The organism is Muribacter muris, from assembly GCF_004569585.1.
Classification (GTDB): Bacteria; Pseudomonadota; Gammaproteobacteria; order Enterobacterales; family Pasteurellaceae; genus Muribacter; species Muribacter muris.
This window is the reverse complement of record NZ_SPPA01000013.1, coordinates 17,001-32,525: the sequence shown is the minus strand read 5'-3', so window position 1 is coordinate 32,525 and position 15,525 is coordinate 17,001. Positions and strand designations below refer to the sequence as shown.

The window sequence follows — 15,525 nt, the reverse complement described above, 5'->3', positions numbered from 1 at the left end:
AGTCGTCAGCTATTTTTTTAGGATTAAGCGTTAAACGGATAAAGCGCCATTAAAAACAGGATAAGTAATGGAAATTCCCATAAGCCGATTTGTTTAATCGTGAAATGTAAGCGGGGAAAAATCACTGCTCTCAATAAGGCAAGCAAATAAACAAAGGCGAGGCTATAGTTTGCGGCGGCTACATAAGCCAGCCCGAATAGTAAATGAATAATCAGACTATACTAACATAACGGGGATTTTTGCGTTCACGCGCTACGCTTTTCACATAAAATGTCGTGGCAATAAAAAAGAGTGTCGGGTGGAGCAAGATAGAAAACGCATAGTGCTGCGTAGTGAGATAATGGCTTGCCATACCGATTACGCCAAAGATAAGGAAGCCCGCAATATCATTGGCAATATGCCGTTCATCTTTTTGTTTGGCATAATAGATTTGGATACCGGCAAGGGGTAAGATCGGTAAAATAAATTGCAAAATTGCAGGTATTGCAAATATCACCGGTAATCCGGCAATCACGCTCAAACTGAAATAAATCAGCGCCCATTTTTGATATTTAGCCTTATTGTTACGGTTAAATAAGGCTAAAAACGGGTAAGAGAATAAATATAAAAATAACCAACTTAAGCCGAGCCAAATATGTAACACGGCGAAATGCCCACTAAAAATCCCATATAAAAACGGCACAAAAGCCATTGCTAATGCGCCGTGCTGATTTGAGATAAGCGGTTTTTGAGTAAATAAGGCTTTAATCGACATTATGGTGAGAAATGGCGTACTCTTCAAGGTTGATTACTTTATCACAACTTTTTTCGATTAAATAGCGATCGTGGCTGACTAAAATAAGCCCGAATTGCCGTTTTCGGCACAATGAAACCAATAAATCGATCGTATCTCGCTGTGTAATCGGGTCAAGCCGTGAGGTAACTTCATCGGCAAACAGTAAGATCGGTTTAAGCAACAATGCCCGTAAAATCGCCACCCGCTGCAATTCGCCGCCGGAAACGGTGTCTGCCGTGCGTGCTAAAATTGCTTCGGATAAACCGAGTTGGGCGAGTAACGGCGGGATTTGCGAACGGTCAAGGCGGTGCCGTTTAATCACATCGTCCAATAATGTTTGCAACGGCACATTCGCGGCAAAGGCTTCGGGCGGATCTTGGTAGAGTTTTAACACTTGGTGTTTTTGATAGGGTCGGCTGTGCCAACTGATCTCACCTTGTGCGGGTTTGAGTAAACCGCACAACGCATCGGCAAGACTGCTTTTGCCCACGCCGCTTTTGCCGATAATGCCCAAAATTTCACCTCGCCCTACTGTAAAGTTGAGATCGCAAAATAATGTGCGTTTTCCCCGCCTTAGCGTCAGTTGTTTGACTGATACAAGCGATTGGTTTGGCGTGATTTTGGGTAATGCTTGCCAACGTTTCGGGTCGGCTGCGATCAGTGCTTGGGTGTAGGCGTGCTTTGGTGAATGCAAAATGTCCTGCGCTTGCCCTTGTTCGACCAATGTCCCCTTTTTCATCACAAAGATATAACCCCCCAATGCGGTGGCGACCTCAATATCGTGGGTAATGGTCAGTAGTCCGCCGCCGGATTGGGTGGTTTGTTTTAACAAACGAATCACCGCCTGCTTATTTGCCTCATCAAGCCCTTTGGTTGGCTCATCGGCAAGCATAATATCACCGCCGGCAGCCGTGGCAATCGCAAAGGCCGCTCGCTGTGCCATTCCGCCGGAAAGTTGGTGGGGATAGGAAAACTGGCTGCTTGCCAGCCCTAAACGGCGAAGTTGTGGTTTTACTTGTCGATTAGCATCATTCACCGTTAGATTGCCGATAAAATGTAGGCTTTCCCACAGTTGTTGATGAATCGTCATAATCGGATCAAGGGCACGGCGTGGCTCTTGGGGCAGCATTGTCAGTGTGTTGCCCCAAAGCTGCGACAAGCGGTGCGATTGGGGAGAAAATTTGCCATTTTTAATGCTTATCCGACCGCTTGCACCCAAGCCCTGTGGCAATGCGCCCATTATGGCTTGAATCAGCAAACTTTTACCCGACCCCGTTTCGCCCAAAATAGTAATATGCTCGCCTCTGTCAAGGGTAAAGCTGATTGGCTCGACTAATACCTCGCCTTCGAGAGTATGGACGCTTAGGTTTTCGATATGTAACAGTGTCATTGGCTAAATTTTCCGGAAAGTAGTTGTAATCCCAGCACTAAGGCAAAAACGCAAAGCACAGGCTGTAAGAAAATCAAAGGAGCTTGGTGATAGTAGGGGAACAGTTCCGTCATCATCAAGCCTAGCTCTGCCGTTGGCGGTCGTAGCCCAACGCTGATAAAGCCTAGCGTAGCTAACGCTAAAATGGCATTAGCAATCGAAAAGGCGGTTAAGGTGAATACCATCGGCGCAAGGCGTGGTAATAGATGACGTTTGATGCAATAACCCCACCCCATTCCCATCAGGCGTGAGGATTCCAATTCCGCACTGCTTGCCAATGTGCTGGTAACGGCACGGCTGACATGGAAAAATTCCCCCCATAGCACTAAACTGATGCCAAGATAGAGCGTCCAAAATGTGCCGGGCGAAAGAGCGGCAAATAGCAAAATGAGTAGCAATCCCGGCAGTGCCATTATTAGATCGCAGATAAAACTGAATAGCCGATCCCAATGGGGAAATAAGCCGGCTAAAATGCCGCAAGTTGTGCCGAGAATACAAGCACAGCTAACGCACAAGAGTGCTAACCCGAAAGAGAGCCGAATAGCAGAGGCAAGACGGGCAAACATATCTCGTCCGAGGTGATCCATTCCGAGCCAATGAAATTCATTGGGCGTAATCAGAATTTGATTGAGATCTTGCAAGCCGATATCCTGCAGGTAAAAATAGGGTTGCAGGCAGGCAAGTGCCACAATAGCCGTGAGTAGAGCTGCCCCGCAATATTGTCCGAAAGTGAATTTCATCGTAATCTCCCTTCACGAATACGAGGATCAAGCTTGCGGTTGAGCAGATCCACCCATAAATTGAGTAAAACAAACAAGCCGCCCATTACCAATGCCGTGCCTTGAATCATCGGCACATCACGGGCAATAATGGCGTGTACCAAAGCGTGTCCGCTTCCCGGTAAAGCAAAAAGACTTTCCACAATGACCACCCCTTCGATCAAATAGATAAGTTGGACGCTATGGTAGGCAATCACCGGCACAGCGATATTTGGTAAGCCGTGGCGAATGAATGTCAGCCAAGAGGATAAGCCTTTTAGACGGGCAAAGTGATAATAGTCCGCCTGCATCACCTGTAACATTGCTTGGCGGGTAATGCGTAATGATACGGCACTCAGCCCAATAGCCAGTGTCAAGGCTGGCAAGATAAAATGGGAAAATGTGCCGTAACCGCCTGCCGGTAGCCATTTTAACGTTACGGCAAACAGGCTGATTAAGTCGATAGCAATGATGAAAGGCGGCACACAACGGAACAGGCTGCTAACGAGCAAACACAAGCGGTCAAAAATGCCGTTTGGTTTGTAAGCGCAGAGTAAGCCGAGCGGCGGCCCAATCAGTAAAGCAAGCAGTAGGGCGGCAAGCGCAAGGCTAAGGGTATGCCCGAATTGATGCTGAATTTCCAGCCATACCGCTTCGCCGCTGACGAGGGATTTGCCTAAATCAAAGCGAATTAACTCAAGCAGCCAATCGCCATAAACCTGCCACCACTCCCGTGCCAGCCCCAGTTCTGCCCGTACCATTTCCGCCGCTTGTGCATCGGCTTGATCGTAACCGTAGCGGCTGGCGGCAATCCGGTATGCCATATCCCCCGAAAGCTGACGGGTTAAAATAAACGTGAGTGTGCCGACCGACCAAATCACTAAAGCAAGCTGACCGGCACGTTTTAATAACATCTTTAACACGGGCTATCCTATTCCGGTTTCAATTTTTCCAAGAAGAAACGTCTTTCAAAAGGATCGAGTATGACATTTCCCATTGCTTTATGGGCAACCACATTTTGCTGATAATACACGACCGGAATGATCGGCAATTCTTCAGCGATAATTTGACTGGCTTTCTGTTTCAGGGTATTTGCCCGCACGGGATCACGCTCTTTTTCAAGCTGCCGGAAGGTTTGAGTCAGATGACTATTCTGCCAGTTCATCACACCCCAATCGCTGCCTTGTTCGGCAAACACTTGGGTTAAGGCACTGACAGGATCAAGGGTTTTGCCATAATTAAAGGCATAGAGTGCCATTTCTAACGAGCCGTCCTGATGCCCTGCCGGAATCTCGCTAAAGTTACCGACGGATACCTTGACTTCCACCCCGATTTTCCGCCATTGATCCTGCAAAATGGTCGCGATCAAAGGCAGTTCGGGGCGATCAGCAAAGGTGCGTAATGTGAACTGAAACGGCTGCCCTTTTTGGTCGGTTAAAATGCCGGCATCGGTATAATGATAACCGGCAGACATCAGCGCCGCTTTAATCTGTGCCGTTGAATAGTCGATTGCAGGGCGCTCAATCCGCCATTCACTAAAGAGAGGGGGCAGTAGTTGATCTGCTGCGCCATTCTTGATTTTTAACACCTGCTGTGCGATTGCCCGACGATCAATCGCCTTACTCAAGGCTTTGCGGATAATCGGATCTTGGAAAAACGGTTTACCAATATCCATTTTTAGCTGAATGGTGCGGGCAATCGACACACTATTTAGGCTTAAAGCCGGATCGTTTTTTAACCGATCCACACTGGCGGGATCAAGATTAAATACCAGTGATGCCGGATCGCTTTGCGCCATCAACATTCGTGTCTCGCTACGGCTGCTGGCAATGTAGTTGGCTTGTGCAAGTTGTGGCAACTCACCCCAGTAACGCTCGAAACGTTCTGCGGTCAATTTTTGCGGTATTTCAATCTTTTTCGCCTGAAATGCCCCTGTGCCGATTAATTGCTGAACGTCGCCTTGGGCATTATAGGCTTGCTCTGCCAAAATCAACGTACTGTAATGGGTTAAGTAGGCAGGGAATGCTACCAGCGGTTTGCGAAGCTGAATTTCAATTTCATCTGGTGCTGCCACTTGAATTTGCTCAACTAAGGCTTGTTGCAGTACCCCCGGTTTTGTTTTTGCAATATTGAGGCTGTTAGCAACCGCCTGCGCCGTTAAAGGTTCACCATTATGAAAGACCACTCCCTCACGCAGTTGGAAACGCCAAAGGCTCGCTTCATCATTGCTTGACCAACTGCGTGCTAAATTGGGCACTAATTGCCCGCTAGCATCGGCTTCAACTAAGGTTTCAGCAAGATTCATTCGTTGGAAAATCGCACCGGCTTGGGCGGGATCGATGCTGTTGATTTCCCAAGGGGCGATCACATTCACTCGGTTGTGTGGTGAAGCAGATTGCGCAGTATTGGGCGAGCTAAAATATACCCCCAGCGCAATCGCCACAATGATTGCTAATGCAGTAAAAAAGGCTTTCATCTTTTTCCTTAAAATTTTTATGGTCTTAAAAGGTCGGCTATTTTGCCATAAATCCCATAAAAAAATAGTGGTTATAGAGAAAAAAGCGTAAAATTTACAAAAACAAGCGGGCGGATTTGCAGTCATCTTTGCAAATCCGCCCGCTTATTGAAGGAATAGGGATTAGTTTTCTAATGTTGCCGGATAAAGATCGAGCTTCGCCATCAGTTGTTGATCGTGATCTTGTTCGGGATTTTGGGTAGTGAGTAATTTCTCGCCGTAGAAAATCGAGTTTGCGCCCGCCATAAAGCAAAGTGCCTGCATTGCTTCCGGCATTTCGCCACGCCCTGCGGATAAACGCACATAGCTTTTCGGCATTGTGATACGGGCAACGGCAATGGTGCGGACAAACTCCGTCCAGTCAAGATCGTCCGCTTCAGCGAGGGGCGTTCCCTCCACTTTAACCAGTTGATTGATCGGTACGCTTTCCGGCTGAGGATCGAGGTTAGCGAGGCTGGCGATCAGGCTGGCACGCTCAGGGCGGGTTTCATTCATTCCGACAATGCCGCCGCAGCACACTTTTAGCCCGGCGTTTCGCACTTTGCCTAAGGTGTCCATTCGGTCGTCGTGGCTGCGGGTATGGATAATCCGATTGTAGCGTTCCGGTGCGGTGTCGAGATTGTGGTTGTAGTAATCCAGCCCCGCTTGTTTAAGATCTTCCGCCATTCCTTCTTCCAACATACCGAACGTACCACAGGTTTCCAACCCTAGCGCTTTCACCTCACGGATAATTGTCGAAACCGTTTCGATATCTTTCGGCTTAGGCCCCCGCCACGCCGCGCCCATACAAAAACGGCTCGCACCACGGGCTTTGGCGATTTTGGCTTTTTCGACAATTTCGGCTACGTCAAGCATTGTTTGGCGTTCCAAACCAGTATCATAGCGGGCGGATTGCGGGCAATATTCACAATCTTCGGGGCAGCCGCCGGTTTTAATGGAAAGCAGGGTCGAAAGTTGAATTTCTTGCGGATCAAAATGGGTACGGTGAATTTGTGCCGCTTTGAACACCAGCTCCATAAACGGTATCTCAAACAGCTCTTCCACTTGGCATTTCTGCCAATATTGTGCGGTGGCGTGCGGTGTCAGTTCATTTTTGGCTTTAAGGTGTAAATTGTAGTGTGTCATTGCATTTCCTGTATAAAAAAACGGCTGAGCCTTAACGACTCAGCCGTTTTACTAATTTTTACGATATTTGGTGTGTTGCTTCACTGCTTTGCGGATTTGGCGGCTGCTGGTGCGGCGGCGATTTTTGCTCACGTCCACTTTGGTTTCCGTTTCTGCCGCAAGACCGACCAATTCACGCAAGTAATTGACCTGTGCCAGTTCCATTTCTTCCCAACCGCCACGGGGGAGGCTTTTCTCCAGTTTAATATTACCGTAGCGAATGCGAATCAGCCGGCTGACTTGAATCCCTTGTGATTCCCACAAACGCCGCACTTCACGGTTACGCCCTTCCGTAAGGGTTACATCAAACCATTGATTCAGCCCTGTACCGCCGACAGCCTTGATTTGTTTGAAATTTGCCGGCCCGTCTTCTAACTGCACGCCTTTGCGTAGCCGTTGCAACATTGCTTCATCGACTTCGCCGAATACCCGTACGGAATACTCCCGTTCAACTTCACGGCTTGGGTGCATTAAACGGTTTGCCAATTCACCGTCCGTAGTGAATAAGAGTAAACCGGAGGTGTTAATGTCCAGACGACCGACTGCCACCCAACGTGCGCCGGTTAGACGAGGCAGGCGGTCGAACACGGTCGCTCGCCCCTCCGGATCGGAACGGGTACACAATTCCCCCTCCGGCTTGTAATACATCAGCACACGGCACACCTCTTTTTGTGCCGGAATTAAACTGACTAAATGCCCGTCCAGCCGAATTTTTGTGGCAGAATTAACTTGCACACGGTCGCCCAAGCTGGCGATTTTGCCGTCCACGCTGACACGCCCTTGGGCAATAATGGCTTCAATTTCACGGCGTGAACCCTTGCCGGCACGGGCGAGAATTTTTTGTAATTTTTCGCCCGCCGCTTTTTCGCTTTTAGCCATATCAACAGGCTGGCAAGAGGTCGGTTGCGGGCGTTTTTTTACAACCGACTTTGTCGGTTGAAGGTGTGCGGCTTTTTGCACAGTTGGGCGGGAATATGACCGCTTGTCCGCAGTCGGTTTACGAAATGTTGTCATTTAAGTTCCTTATGTGTCGCTTTCACAAGCGTCAAAATGATTGAAACGGGCGAGGATCACCCGAGCCGATGCGAATTATATCGGGGCTGTCTTGGGTCAAATCCACCACGGTGGTCGGAGCTTGCCCCAAATAACCGCCGTGAATAATTAAATCGACCTGATGTTCGAGATAATCTCGGATCATATCGGGATCGGATTGGGTGATTGTTTCATCAGGCAGCATCAGCGAGCAAGATAAAATCGGCTCGCTTAGCGCTGCAATTAAGACTAATGCAATCGCATTATCCGGCACACGAATCCCGATAGTTTTACGTTTAGTGAGTAGCCGCCGCGGCACTTCTTTGGTTGCCGGTAAAATAAAGGTGTAAGGGTTCGGCACATTATTTTTTATCAATCGGTAGGATTGATTTGTTACCAACGCATAGTTGGACAGCTCCGACAAATCGCTACACACTAAGGTGAAGTTGTGATTTTCGGGCAGCTTGCGAATGGCGACAATGCGATCCATTGCCTGTTTTTCGCCGATACCGCAGCCCAAAGCATAGCCGGAGTCAGTCGGGTAAACGATAACACCGCCTTTTTTAATAATGTCCACCGCTTGTTGAATTAAACGCCCTTGCGGATTTTCAGGGTGAATATAAAAAAATTGGCTCATTTTCGGCTCACTTTTCTCAAAAAACGGTGAGATTATACGCTTTTTATCCGATAAACAAAATCCATATTCTTGATTTTTGGCGAGAGATTACGACACTGCAAGCGGTCGCTTTTTCGTTAAAAATGGCATACCCTATTGTCGAAAATCGTCAAACAGCATTTGAGAATTATTCTTATTTGTAAATTTCCGTAAACTTAATTGCTAAAGTTTTTGAGAATTAATATCATTTGCGCACTTCAAAAATAATAGGTAATCACTCCAACTCTTTACGCCTCATTCCCCCACAAAATGAGGCGTTTTTTTATTTCATCGATTTTCTTTCTTTTTCCTGTTACCCTTTACGCATCTAAGGGTTATAATGCCTGTCTTGTTAGATTTTTAGATTATAAATGTGAAGGATTCCGTTGATGCAGACTCTTGAAACTGTTCTCGCCGAACTGAAACGTGGAGTAGAAGATGTTTACTCCGAAGCCGATTTAATTGAAAAACTTAAAGAAAACCGTCCGTTGCGGGTGAAATTAGGTGCTGATCCGACTGCGCCCGATATTCACTTAGGGCATACGGTTGTCTTAAATAAATTGCGTCAGTTCCAAAATTTCGGTCACGAAGTGATTTTCTTGATCGGTGATTTTACTGCGACTGTCGGTGATCCGTCCGGTAAAAATACAACCCGCCCGCCGCTTTCCCGCGAAGATGTGCTACGTAATGCGGAAACCTACAAAGAGCAGATTTTTAAAATTCTCGACCCGAACAAGACCCGTATCGTGTTTAACTCCGAGTGGTTGGGCGAGCTTGGTACAGTCGGAATGATCCGTTTGGCGTCTAACTATACGGTCGCGCGAATGTTAGAGCGGGACGATTTCAAAAAGCGTTTCGCCAATAACCAATCCATTGCGATCCACGAATTTATCTACCCATTATTGCAAGGGCACGATTCCGTTGCGTTAGAGGCGGATATTGAGTTGGGTGGCACAGACCAAACGTTCAATTTGTTGATTGGGCGTGAGCTGCAAAAATCTGCCGGACAAAAACCGCAAGTGGCAATGACTCTGCCGTTATTAGTTGGTTTAGACGGCGAGAAAAAAATGTCGAAGTCTCTTGGCAACTACATTGGCGTAACCGAAGCACCGTCTGAAATGTTCGGCAAAATTATGTCGATTTCCGATGAGTTGATGTGGGATTGGTATAATTTGCTCTCTTTCCGCCCGCTTGCTGAAATTGCCCAATTAAAAGCGGACGTGGCGAACGGTAAAAACCCACGGGACGTTAAAATTCTGCTTGCCAAAGAAATCATTGCCCGTTTTCACAGTGAAGCTGATGCCGATGCGGCGGAGCAAGCTTTTATCAACCGCTTCCAAAAAGGCGCACTGCCGGACGAGATGCCGGAATTTACCTTTGAAGGTGAAATCGGCTTGGCAAATTTATTGAAAGAAGCGGGCTTGGTCAGCTCAACATCAGAAGCTATCCGTGCCGCACAGCAAGGCGGGGTAAAAATTGACGGCGTGAAAATTGACGATGTGAAGCAAAATGCCGAAAAAGGCACATTTGTTTACCAAGTCGGTAAACGCAAATTTGCCCGTATCACCTTAAACTAATATTCTCTTGCCTTTGCAAGCGGTCGTTTAAGCACAGATTTTTGCGATATTTATCGTCTTACTTATATGCTAGGAACGCCACGTCGTCATCTGTTTCATTTCTGTTTGAAATGATATGATTTTTGACGGACGTTGATGTGGTGTTCTGTGTCCTTTAATTATCCGTTTTGGTCTGTGTGCGACATTATTTGCAAAAAAGATGTTTTAACCGACCGCTTGTTTCCTTTTTTCCAACCGTAGTATTGAGGTTTTTTATGCAATCACATTGGCACGCCTACCCCGAAAATGCAAAGCGCTTATTTAAGCTCTCTCTGCCGATTTTTGTCTCGCAACTGGCGGCATCGGGAATGGGGCTGGCGGACATTATTATGGCAGGCTTGGTCAGCGATAATGATGTGTCGGCGATTGCCGTAAGTAACTCAATCTATTTTCCACTGTTTCTGTTGGTGTTGGGCATTCTCAATGCAATTACGCCGACCGTTTCCTATTTAAACGGCTCAAACCAGCGTCCCTTAATCGCCCACCAAATCCGCCAAGGGGTGTGGATTGTGTTGAGTTTGAGCGCGCCGCTGATTTTGATTTACCTCAACAGCCACCTGATTTTAGATTTTATGCAAACGCCGGCGGCATTTTCACAAAAATCACAGGACTATTTATTTGCGCTCAGTTTCGGGGTCATTCCGGCGTTATTGGCGGTTAATTTGCGTTGTATGAATGACGGGCTGTCTAATCCCAAACCGGCGATGCTGATTACCTTTTTCGGTTTACTGCTCAATATTCCGCTGAATTATCTTTTTATTTTCGGGCATTTCGGGCTACCGGCATTAGGGGCGGTCGGCTGCGGAGTGGCAACGGCGATTGTGAATTGGGTAATGTTCCTGATGATTTTGCATTATTGCCGCACGAATACGTCGCAAAAGGATATCAAATTATTTGAGAAATGGATCGAAAAACCGTGCAAAGACACGCTGGTGAAACTGTTCAAACTCGGCACGCCGATCGGTTTTGCCTTGTTTACCGAAGTGATGCTGTTCGCTGCGTCCTCACTGATTATTTCGCCTTTAGGGGCGCAAGTGGTGGCGAGCCATCAAGTAGCACTACAAACCAGCTCGCTGTTTTTTATGATCCCGCTTTCTTTTAGTATTGCTACGACGATTATGATCGGGCAAACCCTGGGGCAGCAACAAACGGAGCAGGCGAAATGGCTCAGTTATCACGCCATTTTTAGCTGTACGGCGATTGCGCTCTTGATGGCGTTGATTATCTTTCTGCTGAAAGATCTGATCCCATATGCCTTCACTAGCGACCCGACTTCCGTGGCGATTGCTTCCGGTTTATTGGTGTTTGCCGCGATTTATCAAATTCCCGACTCCATACAAGCGGTCTGTAACGGGATTTTACGCGGCTACAAATACACTAAGCCCATTTTATTGGTTACCATCGTCTGCTACTGGCTGGTGGGAATGCCGCTCGGTACGATTTTAGCCCGCACGGATTGGCTGACCGACCCAATGGCTGCCGCCGGTTTTTGGCTGGTTTTTTGCCTAACCCTTAGCCTTGCTGCCGGACTGTTTTTTATCTATATGCGAAAAATCCAAGCAATGCCGAGTGGGCAGTTATTAGCACGATTAGAGGCGATTAAGTAAGTTGCAAGCGCTCTGTTTCAGAGAAAATTTTGCAAAGCACTTGATGCTATGTCCGTTGTACAATCGGCATAACATCAGCGCATTGAGCTATTGGCGGCGTTTTGCAAATCACCGCATAAAAAAACCGAGCCTGATGCTCGGTTTTCGATTAAAACAGAAATTAGCGACGTAAACCTAAACGTGCGATAGTGTCTGAATATTTAGCCAGATCAGTACGTTTGAGGTAGTCTAATAATTTACGACGGCGTGAAACCATACGTAATAAACCACGGCGACCGTGGTGATCTTTTTTGTGTTGAGCAAAGTGTGCTTGTAAGTGGTTGATTTGCGCCGTTAAAAGTGCGATTTGCACTTCTGAAGAACCGGTATCTTTTGCATCACGACCAAATTCAGCCACGATTTTTGCTTTTGCTTCTACGCTTAGAGACATTGTTTACTCCTAAAAAGTGGGTTTAAATTCATCAATAGCCGATCTCTAATTCAGCTATGACACGAAGTCGTCTATTCTAAAAAGAAAGGCATTGAAAAGCAATGCCTTCGTTAAAATTTAGTGCTGATGCGGTGGGTTGGTCGGTTGTAAATACGCTTCACGATTCGGATCAACCGTTTTGGATTTGCGGATTAACGGTTCGACCGTTGAGCCTTGCACTAAAATCGAGAACATTACCACCGAATAGGTCATCACCAGAATTAACTCTTTCACATCAATCCCGTTGGCAAATGCCGTTTTCGCCGGAATAGAGAGCGCCATTGCTAATGCTAAGCCGCCCCGCAAACCGCCCCACGTCATAATGCGTAGCGTATAGGGGTTGTAGGTTCTAAACTGTTGCAATGCTTTAAACGGTAGCCATAGGCTGACATAGCGGGACGCCAAGCAAATCGGCACGGCGATAATCATCATTACGATGCCGTAAATATTAAAATCGACTAATAAAATCGCAAAACCGATCAGGAAGAACAGCAGTGAATTGAGGAAGTGGTCGATCATCTCCCAGAAGTGATCCAAATAACGTTGGCTTTGCTCGGAAAAGCCCGAACGGCGTGTCCAGTTGCCAATCATAATCCCCGAAACCACCATTGCCAACGCCCCTGAAATATGCAACACATTATTGGCGAACATAAAACCGGCGGTTGGAATTGTGAGGGTTAATAGAATTTCCAAGCTACCGTCATCGGTGCTGGAAATCAAAATATGGGCGATAAAGCCCAGCACAAACCCAAATAAAATTCCGCCGATGGCTTCGTGTAGGAACAAGCTGAGTATGCCGCTAAAGGTGGCTTCTTGCCCGCCGAACGCCACGGCAAAGACGGTTACGAAAATAACCAAGCCCACACCGTCATTAAACAGCGACTCCCCTTCTACCTGCATTGACAGACGTTTTGGCGCTCGCAAATTTTTAATGATAGCTAATACTGCAATTGGGTCGGTAGGGGAAATCAATGCCCCGAAGACGATACAGTAAATTAAGTCAATCTGTAAGCCGATCAAATTAGCGACCGCATAAATTGCCCCACCGATAATCAAGGTGGAGGCGAGAGTAGAGAACAGGGCAAAAATGGTGATTTCCCATTTTTGATCTTTTAACACCGGTAATTTTATGCCGAGAGAGCCGGCAAACAAGAGAAAGCCTAAGATCCCGTTTAATAAGAAACTTTTGAAATCAATTTGCTCCATTACCTCGGTGGCGATTTTATCCAAATTGAACCAACCCAGAGCGCCAAGCAGTAGCAGTAACATTGAGCCAACCATTGCCGCTGCGGTAATGGCAATAGTCGATTGCACTTTCGCACTGATTTTGCTGGTGACAAAGCCGAGTAAAATCGACAAGGCGGAGAGAAAGCAGATATAAGCGTAAATACCCATACGGTATCCCTATTTATGTTGAGAAAAGATAATTGAATCGGGCGCAAATTAAACCAAATTTCCGCCTAAATTGCAAAGTCGAAAGTGAACGCATTGACAAACACGCGGTCAATTTCGCACTGAATATTGCAAAATTCAAATTTGAGCATTTGCCACTTTGTCAGTATAATCGGCACAATTTTTTAGCTTAATCTTAGGAACGCAACAATGATTGAAAAAATGCACGACAAGACGAACGGGCCTGTGTTTAAGGTGATTTTCGCCTTGGTTTCGTTGTCTTTCGTTTTGGGCGGCATCGGCGGCACATTGATGGCAACGGATACCTCCGCCGTGAAAGTCAATGGGGAAGAAATCTCCCAACAACAGTTTAATGATGCCAAAAGTCGCCAACAGAATATTTTAAATCAACAACTTGGCGAAAAGTTCTGGGATTCAATGGATAATCCGCTCTATGCCAAACAATTCCACGACAGCATTATTAACGGATTAGTGGACGATGAATTGCTCCGCCAATACGCCCAAGAGCTTAAATTGGGCATCAGCGCCGAGCAAATCAAAGCGGAAATTGTGAATAGTCCGGCTTTCCAACAAGACGGCAAGTTCAACAACGCACTCTATCAACAAAACCTGCGTAATAACGGCATCACAGCAGACGGCTATGCGGCGATTGTCGGGCAGGGAATGTTGTTTTCACAAATTCAAGAAGGTATTTTAGGATCGCAATTTAGCGTTCCGGCACAACAAGCGTTATTGGCTAAATTATTACTGCAAAAACGCCAAGTGCGGTTAGCCACCTTCCCGATTCAAGATGAAGCCGCAAAACAATCTGCAACAGGGCAAGAGTTACAAACCTACTATGAAGCGAATAAAAACGCCTTTATCAATCCTGAAAAACTGACCGTTGAATATGTAACGCTCTCACCGGCGGATTTAGCCGCAAAAATGAAGGTGAGCGATGCGCAAATTGAGGATTACTATCATCGCCACAAAGCGCAGTTTGGCGTACAGGGTGAATCACACCTTGCCCACATTCAAGTAGCGGACGAAGCCACGGCAAACCGTGTGATGCAAGCGGTCAATAACGGCGAAGATTTTGCAACATTAGCGAAAACATACTCACAGGATAAAATTTCTGCCGCTCAAGGGGGAGATTTGGGCTGGGCAAAAACCGGCACATTCCCGAAAGCCTTTGAAGATGTGGCGGCTGCTTTACAAATCGGACAGGTCAGCCAACCGGTCAAGGTGGACGGTAATTTCCATATTATCAAAGTGTTCGCTCGCAAAGCCGAAAATGTTGCACCGCTTGAAAAAGTAAGAGGCGCAGTTGAAACCGCTATTCGTAATGACGCTATTAACGATGAAGCCGTGATCACCGATTATGCCAACGCCGTGCGTGAAATGACCAATACCGCTTTTGAAAATAGCGGTTCGCTCGAAAAAGTTGCCGAGGCAGCGGGCGTATCCTTACACAAAACCGAGTCCTTTAGCCGTGAAAATGTGCCGGAGGCACTGCAACACGATGCCGCCATTAAAGCGCTCTCTAGCGGCGATTTAAAACAGAGCGGGCAGAACTCCGAAGCGATTGAAATCGGCGATCACGCTAATCCGAAAACCTTGTTTGTGCGGGTAACCGATTACCAAGCCGAGCAGCCACAAACCTTTGAACAAGCCAAACAAGCGGTTGAAAATGCCGTAAAATTTGAAAAAGCGGAAAAAGCGTTACTGGCAAAAGCACAAGAAGATGTGAAAGCCTTGCAAGCCGGTGAAACCCCGTCTCTTGCGTTTGCTGCCCCGCGTGAATTGGTGTTTGCTAGTGCGCAACAACAAGATCCGCTATTTGCCCGAACGGTGTTCCAAATGGCAAAACCAACGGATAAAGCCACATACCACACGGCACGCAATGTTCACGGCGATGTGATTGTGATCGCATTGGATAAAGTAACAGACGGCGACGTTGCAGAGTTTACACCGTACGCCGCACAATTTGCCCAAGTCGATCAACAAGTGCTGCGTCAAGATTTTCTGCGAGACTTGCGTGAGCGGGCAAAAATTGAGGTCAATCCCGATTTTATCAAACAGTTAGAAGGCGATAACCAGCCGTAACCTAAGA

General features: G+C 46.9%; 13 protein-coding genes and 1 pseudogene. 4 read left to right on the top strand and 10 right to left on the bottom strand.

Annotated elements, in window-relative coordinates; translation table 11 throughout:
- Window positions 1–23: 23 nt before the first annotated feature.
- From E4T80_RS06900 to E4T80_RS06865, 8 genes and pseudogenes are all read right to left on the bottom strand, one after another.
- Window positions 24–754, bottom strand: a pseudogene (locus tag E4T80_RS06900) (YwiC-like family protein).
- Entirely contained in the window at window positions 744–2,165 is a 1,422-nt protein-coding gene (locus tag E4T80_RS06895) for an ABC transporter ATP-binding protein (protein WP_135056519.1), read from the bottom strand. The pseudogene E4T80_RS06900 and the gene E4T80_RS06895 overlap by 11 nt, the downstream one beginning before the upstream one ends.
- Entirely contained in the window at window positions 2,162–2,944 is a 783-nt protein-coding gene (locus E4T80_RS06890; protein WP_135056516.1) for an ABC transporter permease, read from the bottom strand. Before E4T80_RS06890 ends, E4T80_RS06895 begins: the two co-directional genes overlap by 4 nt.
- Window positions 2,941–3,885, bottom strand: coding sequence for an ABC transporter permease (locus E4T80_RS06885; RefSeq protein WP_135056513.1), 945 nt, complete (start codon window positions 3,883–3,885; stop codon window positions 2,941–2,943). The genes E4T80_RS06890 and E4T80_RS06885 overlap by 4 nt, the downstream gene beginning before the upstream one ends.
- An 8-nt stretch (window positions 3,886–3,893) precedes the next feature.
- Window positions 3,894–5,438, bottom strand: a complete 1,545-nt coding sequence (locus E4T80_RS06880; protein ID WP_135056510.1) for an ABC transporter substrate-binding protein — start codon at window positions 5,436–5,438, stop codon at window positions 3,894–3,896.
- A 162-nt stretch (window positions 5,439–5,600) separates the two neighbouring features.
- On the bottom strand, window positions 5,601–6,602 hold the full coding sequence (gene bioB, locus E4T80_RS06875) for a biotin synthase BioB (protein WP_135056507.1): 1,002 nt from the start codon (window positions 6,600–6,602) through the stop codon (window positions 5,601–5,603).
- Between the two features lie 51 nt (window positions 6,603–6,653).
- Window positions 6,654–7,655: a 23S rRNA pseudouridine(2605) synthase RluB gene (gene rluB, locus E4T80_RS06870; protein WP_135056504.1), complete on the bottom strand. Its 1,002-nt coding sequence runs from the start codon at window positions 7,653–7,655 to the stop codon at window positions 6,654–6,656.
- A gap of 31 nt (window positions 7,656–7,686) precedes the next feature.
- On the bottom strand, window positions 7,687–8,310 hold the full coding sequence (locus tag E4T80_RS06865; RefSeq protein ID WP_135056501.1) for an L-threonylcarbamoyladenylate synthase: 624 nt from the start codon (window positions 8,308–8,310) through the stop codon (window positions 7,687–7,689).
- Between the two features lie 26 nt (window positions 8,311–8,336).
- On the opposite strand from E4T80_RS06865, the gene E4T80_RS12990 reads away from it, so the two are divergent.
- The 3 genes from E4T80_RS12990 (at window position 8,337) to E4T80_RS06855 (ending at window position 11,551) form a co-directional block, all read left to right on the top strand.
- Window positions 8,337–8,492, top strand: coding sequence for a hypothetical protein (locus tag E4T80_RS12990; protein WP_209304372.1), 156 nt, complete (start codon window positions 8,337–8,339; stop codon window positions 8,490–8,492).
- Between the two features lie 225 nt (window positions 8,493–8,717).
- The gene (tyrS, locus tag E4T80_RS06860) at window positions 8,718–9,905 is read left to right on the top strand and encodes a tyrosine--tRNA ligase (RefSeq protein ID WP_407662368.1); all 1,188 of its coding nucleotides are present in this window, start codon (window positions 8,718–8,720) and stop codon (window positions 9,903–9,905) included.
- A 254-nt stretch (window positions 9,906–10,159) separates the two neighbouring features.
- Complete coding sequence (locus E4T80_RS06855; protein WP_135056495.1) at window positions 10,160–11,551, top strand: MATE family efflux transporter; 1,392 nt, start codon at window positions 10,160–10,162, stop codon at window positions 11,549–11,551.
- A 160-nt stretch (window positions 11,552–11,711) separates the two neighbouring features.
- Here the strand turns inward: E4T80_RS06855 and rpsO are convergent, their stop codons facing one another.
- Window positions 11,712–11,981, bottom strand: a complete 270-nt coding sequence (rpsO, locus tag E4T80_RS06850; RefSeq protein ID WP_047976935.1) for a 30S ribosomal protein S15 — start codon at window positions 11,979–11,981, stop codon at window positions 11,712–11,714.
- A gap of 117 nt (window positions 11,982–12,098) precedes the next feature.
- Window positions 12,099–13,415, bottom strand: a complete 1,317-nt coding sequence (locus E4T80_RS06845) for a cation:proton antiporter (RefSeq protein ID WP_135056492.1) — start codon at window positions 13,413–13,415, stop codon at window positions 12,099–12,101.
- A gap of 207 nt (window positions 13,416–13,622) precedes the next feature.
- Between E4T80_RS06845 and E4T80_RS06840 the strand changes: the two genes are divergently transcribed.
- Window positions 13,623–15,518 (top strand): SurA N-terminal domain-containing protein, encoded by a 1,896-nt coding sequence (locus E4T80_RS06840; RefSeq protein ID WP_135056489.1) that lies wholly within the window; start codon window positions 13,623–13,625, stop codon window positions 15,516–15,518.
- The last annotated feature ends 7 nt before the right edge of the window (window positions 15,519–15,525 follow it).

Coding starts and splice junctions, on each gene's coding strand:
- E4T80_RS06895 (WP_135056519.1), bottom strand. CDS start 2,165: ATGACACTGTTACATATCGAAAACCTAAGCGTCCATACTCTCGAAGGC.
- E4T80_RS06890 (WP_135056516.1), bottom strand. CDS start 2,944: ATGAAATTCACTTTCGGACAATATTGCGGGGCAGCTCTACTCACGGCT.
- E4T80_RS06880 (WP_135056510.1), bottom strand. CDS start 5,438: ATGAAAGCCTTTTTTACTGCATTAGCAATCATTGTGGCGATTGCGCTG.
- bioB (WP_135056507.1), bottom strand. CDS start 6,602: ATGACACACTACAATTTACACCTTAAAGCCAAAAATGAACTGACACCG.
- rluB (WP_135056504.1), bottom strand. CDS start 7,655: ATGACAACATTTCGTAAACCGACTGCGGACAAGCGGTCATATTCCCGC.
- E4T80_RS06865 (WP_135056501.1), bottom strand. CDS start 8,310: ATGAGCCAATTTTTTTATATTCACCCTGAAAATCCGCAAGGGCGTTTA.
- tyrS (WP_407662368.1), top strand. CDS start 8,718: ATGCAGACTCTTGAAACTGTTCTCGCCGAACTGAAACGTGGAGTAGAA.
- E4T80_RS06855 (WP_135056495.1), top strand. CDS start 10,160: ATGCAATCACATTGGCACGCCTACCCCGAAAATGCAAAGCGCTTATTT.
- rpsO (WP_047976935.1), bottom strand. CDS start 11,981: ATGTCTCTAAGCGTAGAAGCAAAAGCAAAAATCGTGGCTGAATTTGGT.
- E4T80_RS06845 (WP_135056492.1), bottom strand. CDS start 13,415: ATGGGTATTTACGCTTATATCTGCTTTCTCTCCGCCTTGTCGATTTTA.
- E4T80_RS06840 (WP_135056489.1), top strand. CDS start 13,623: ATGATTGAAAAAATGCACGACAAGACGAACGGGCCTGTGTTTAAGGTG.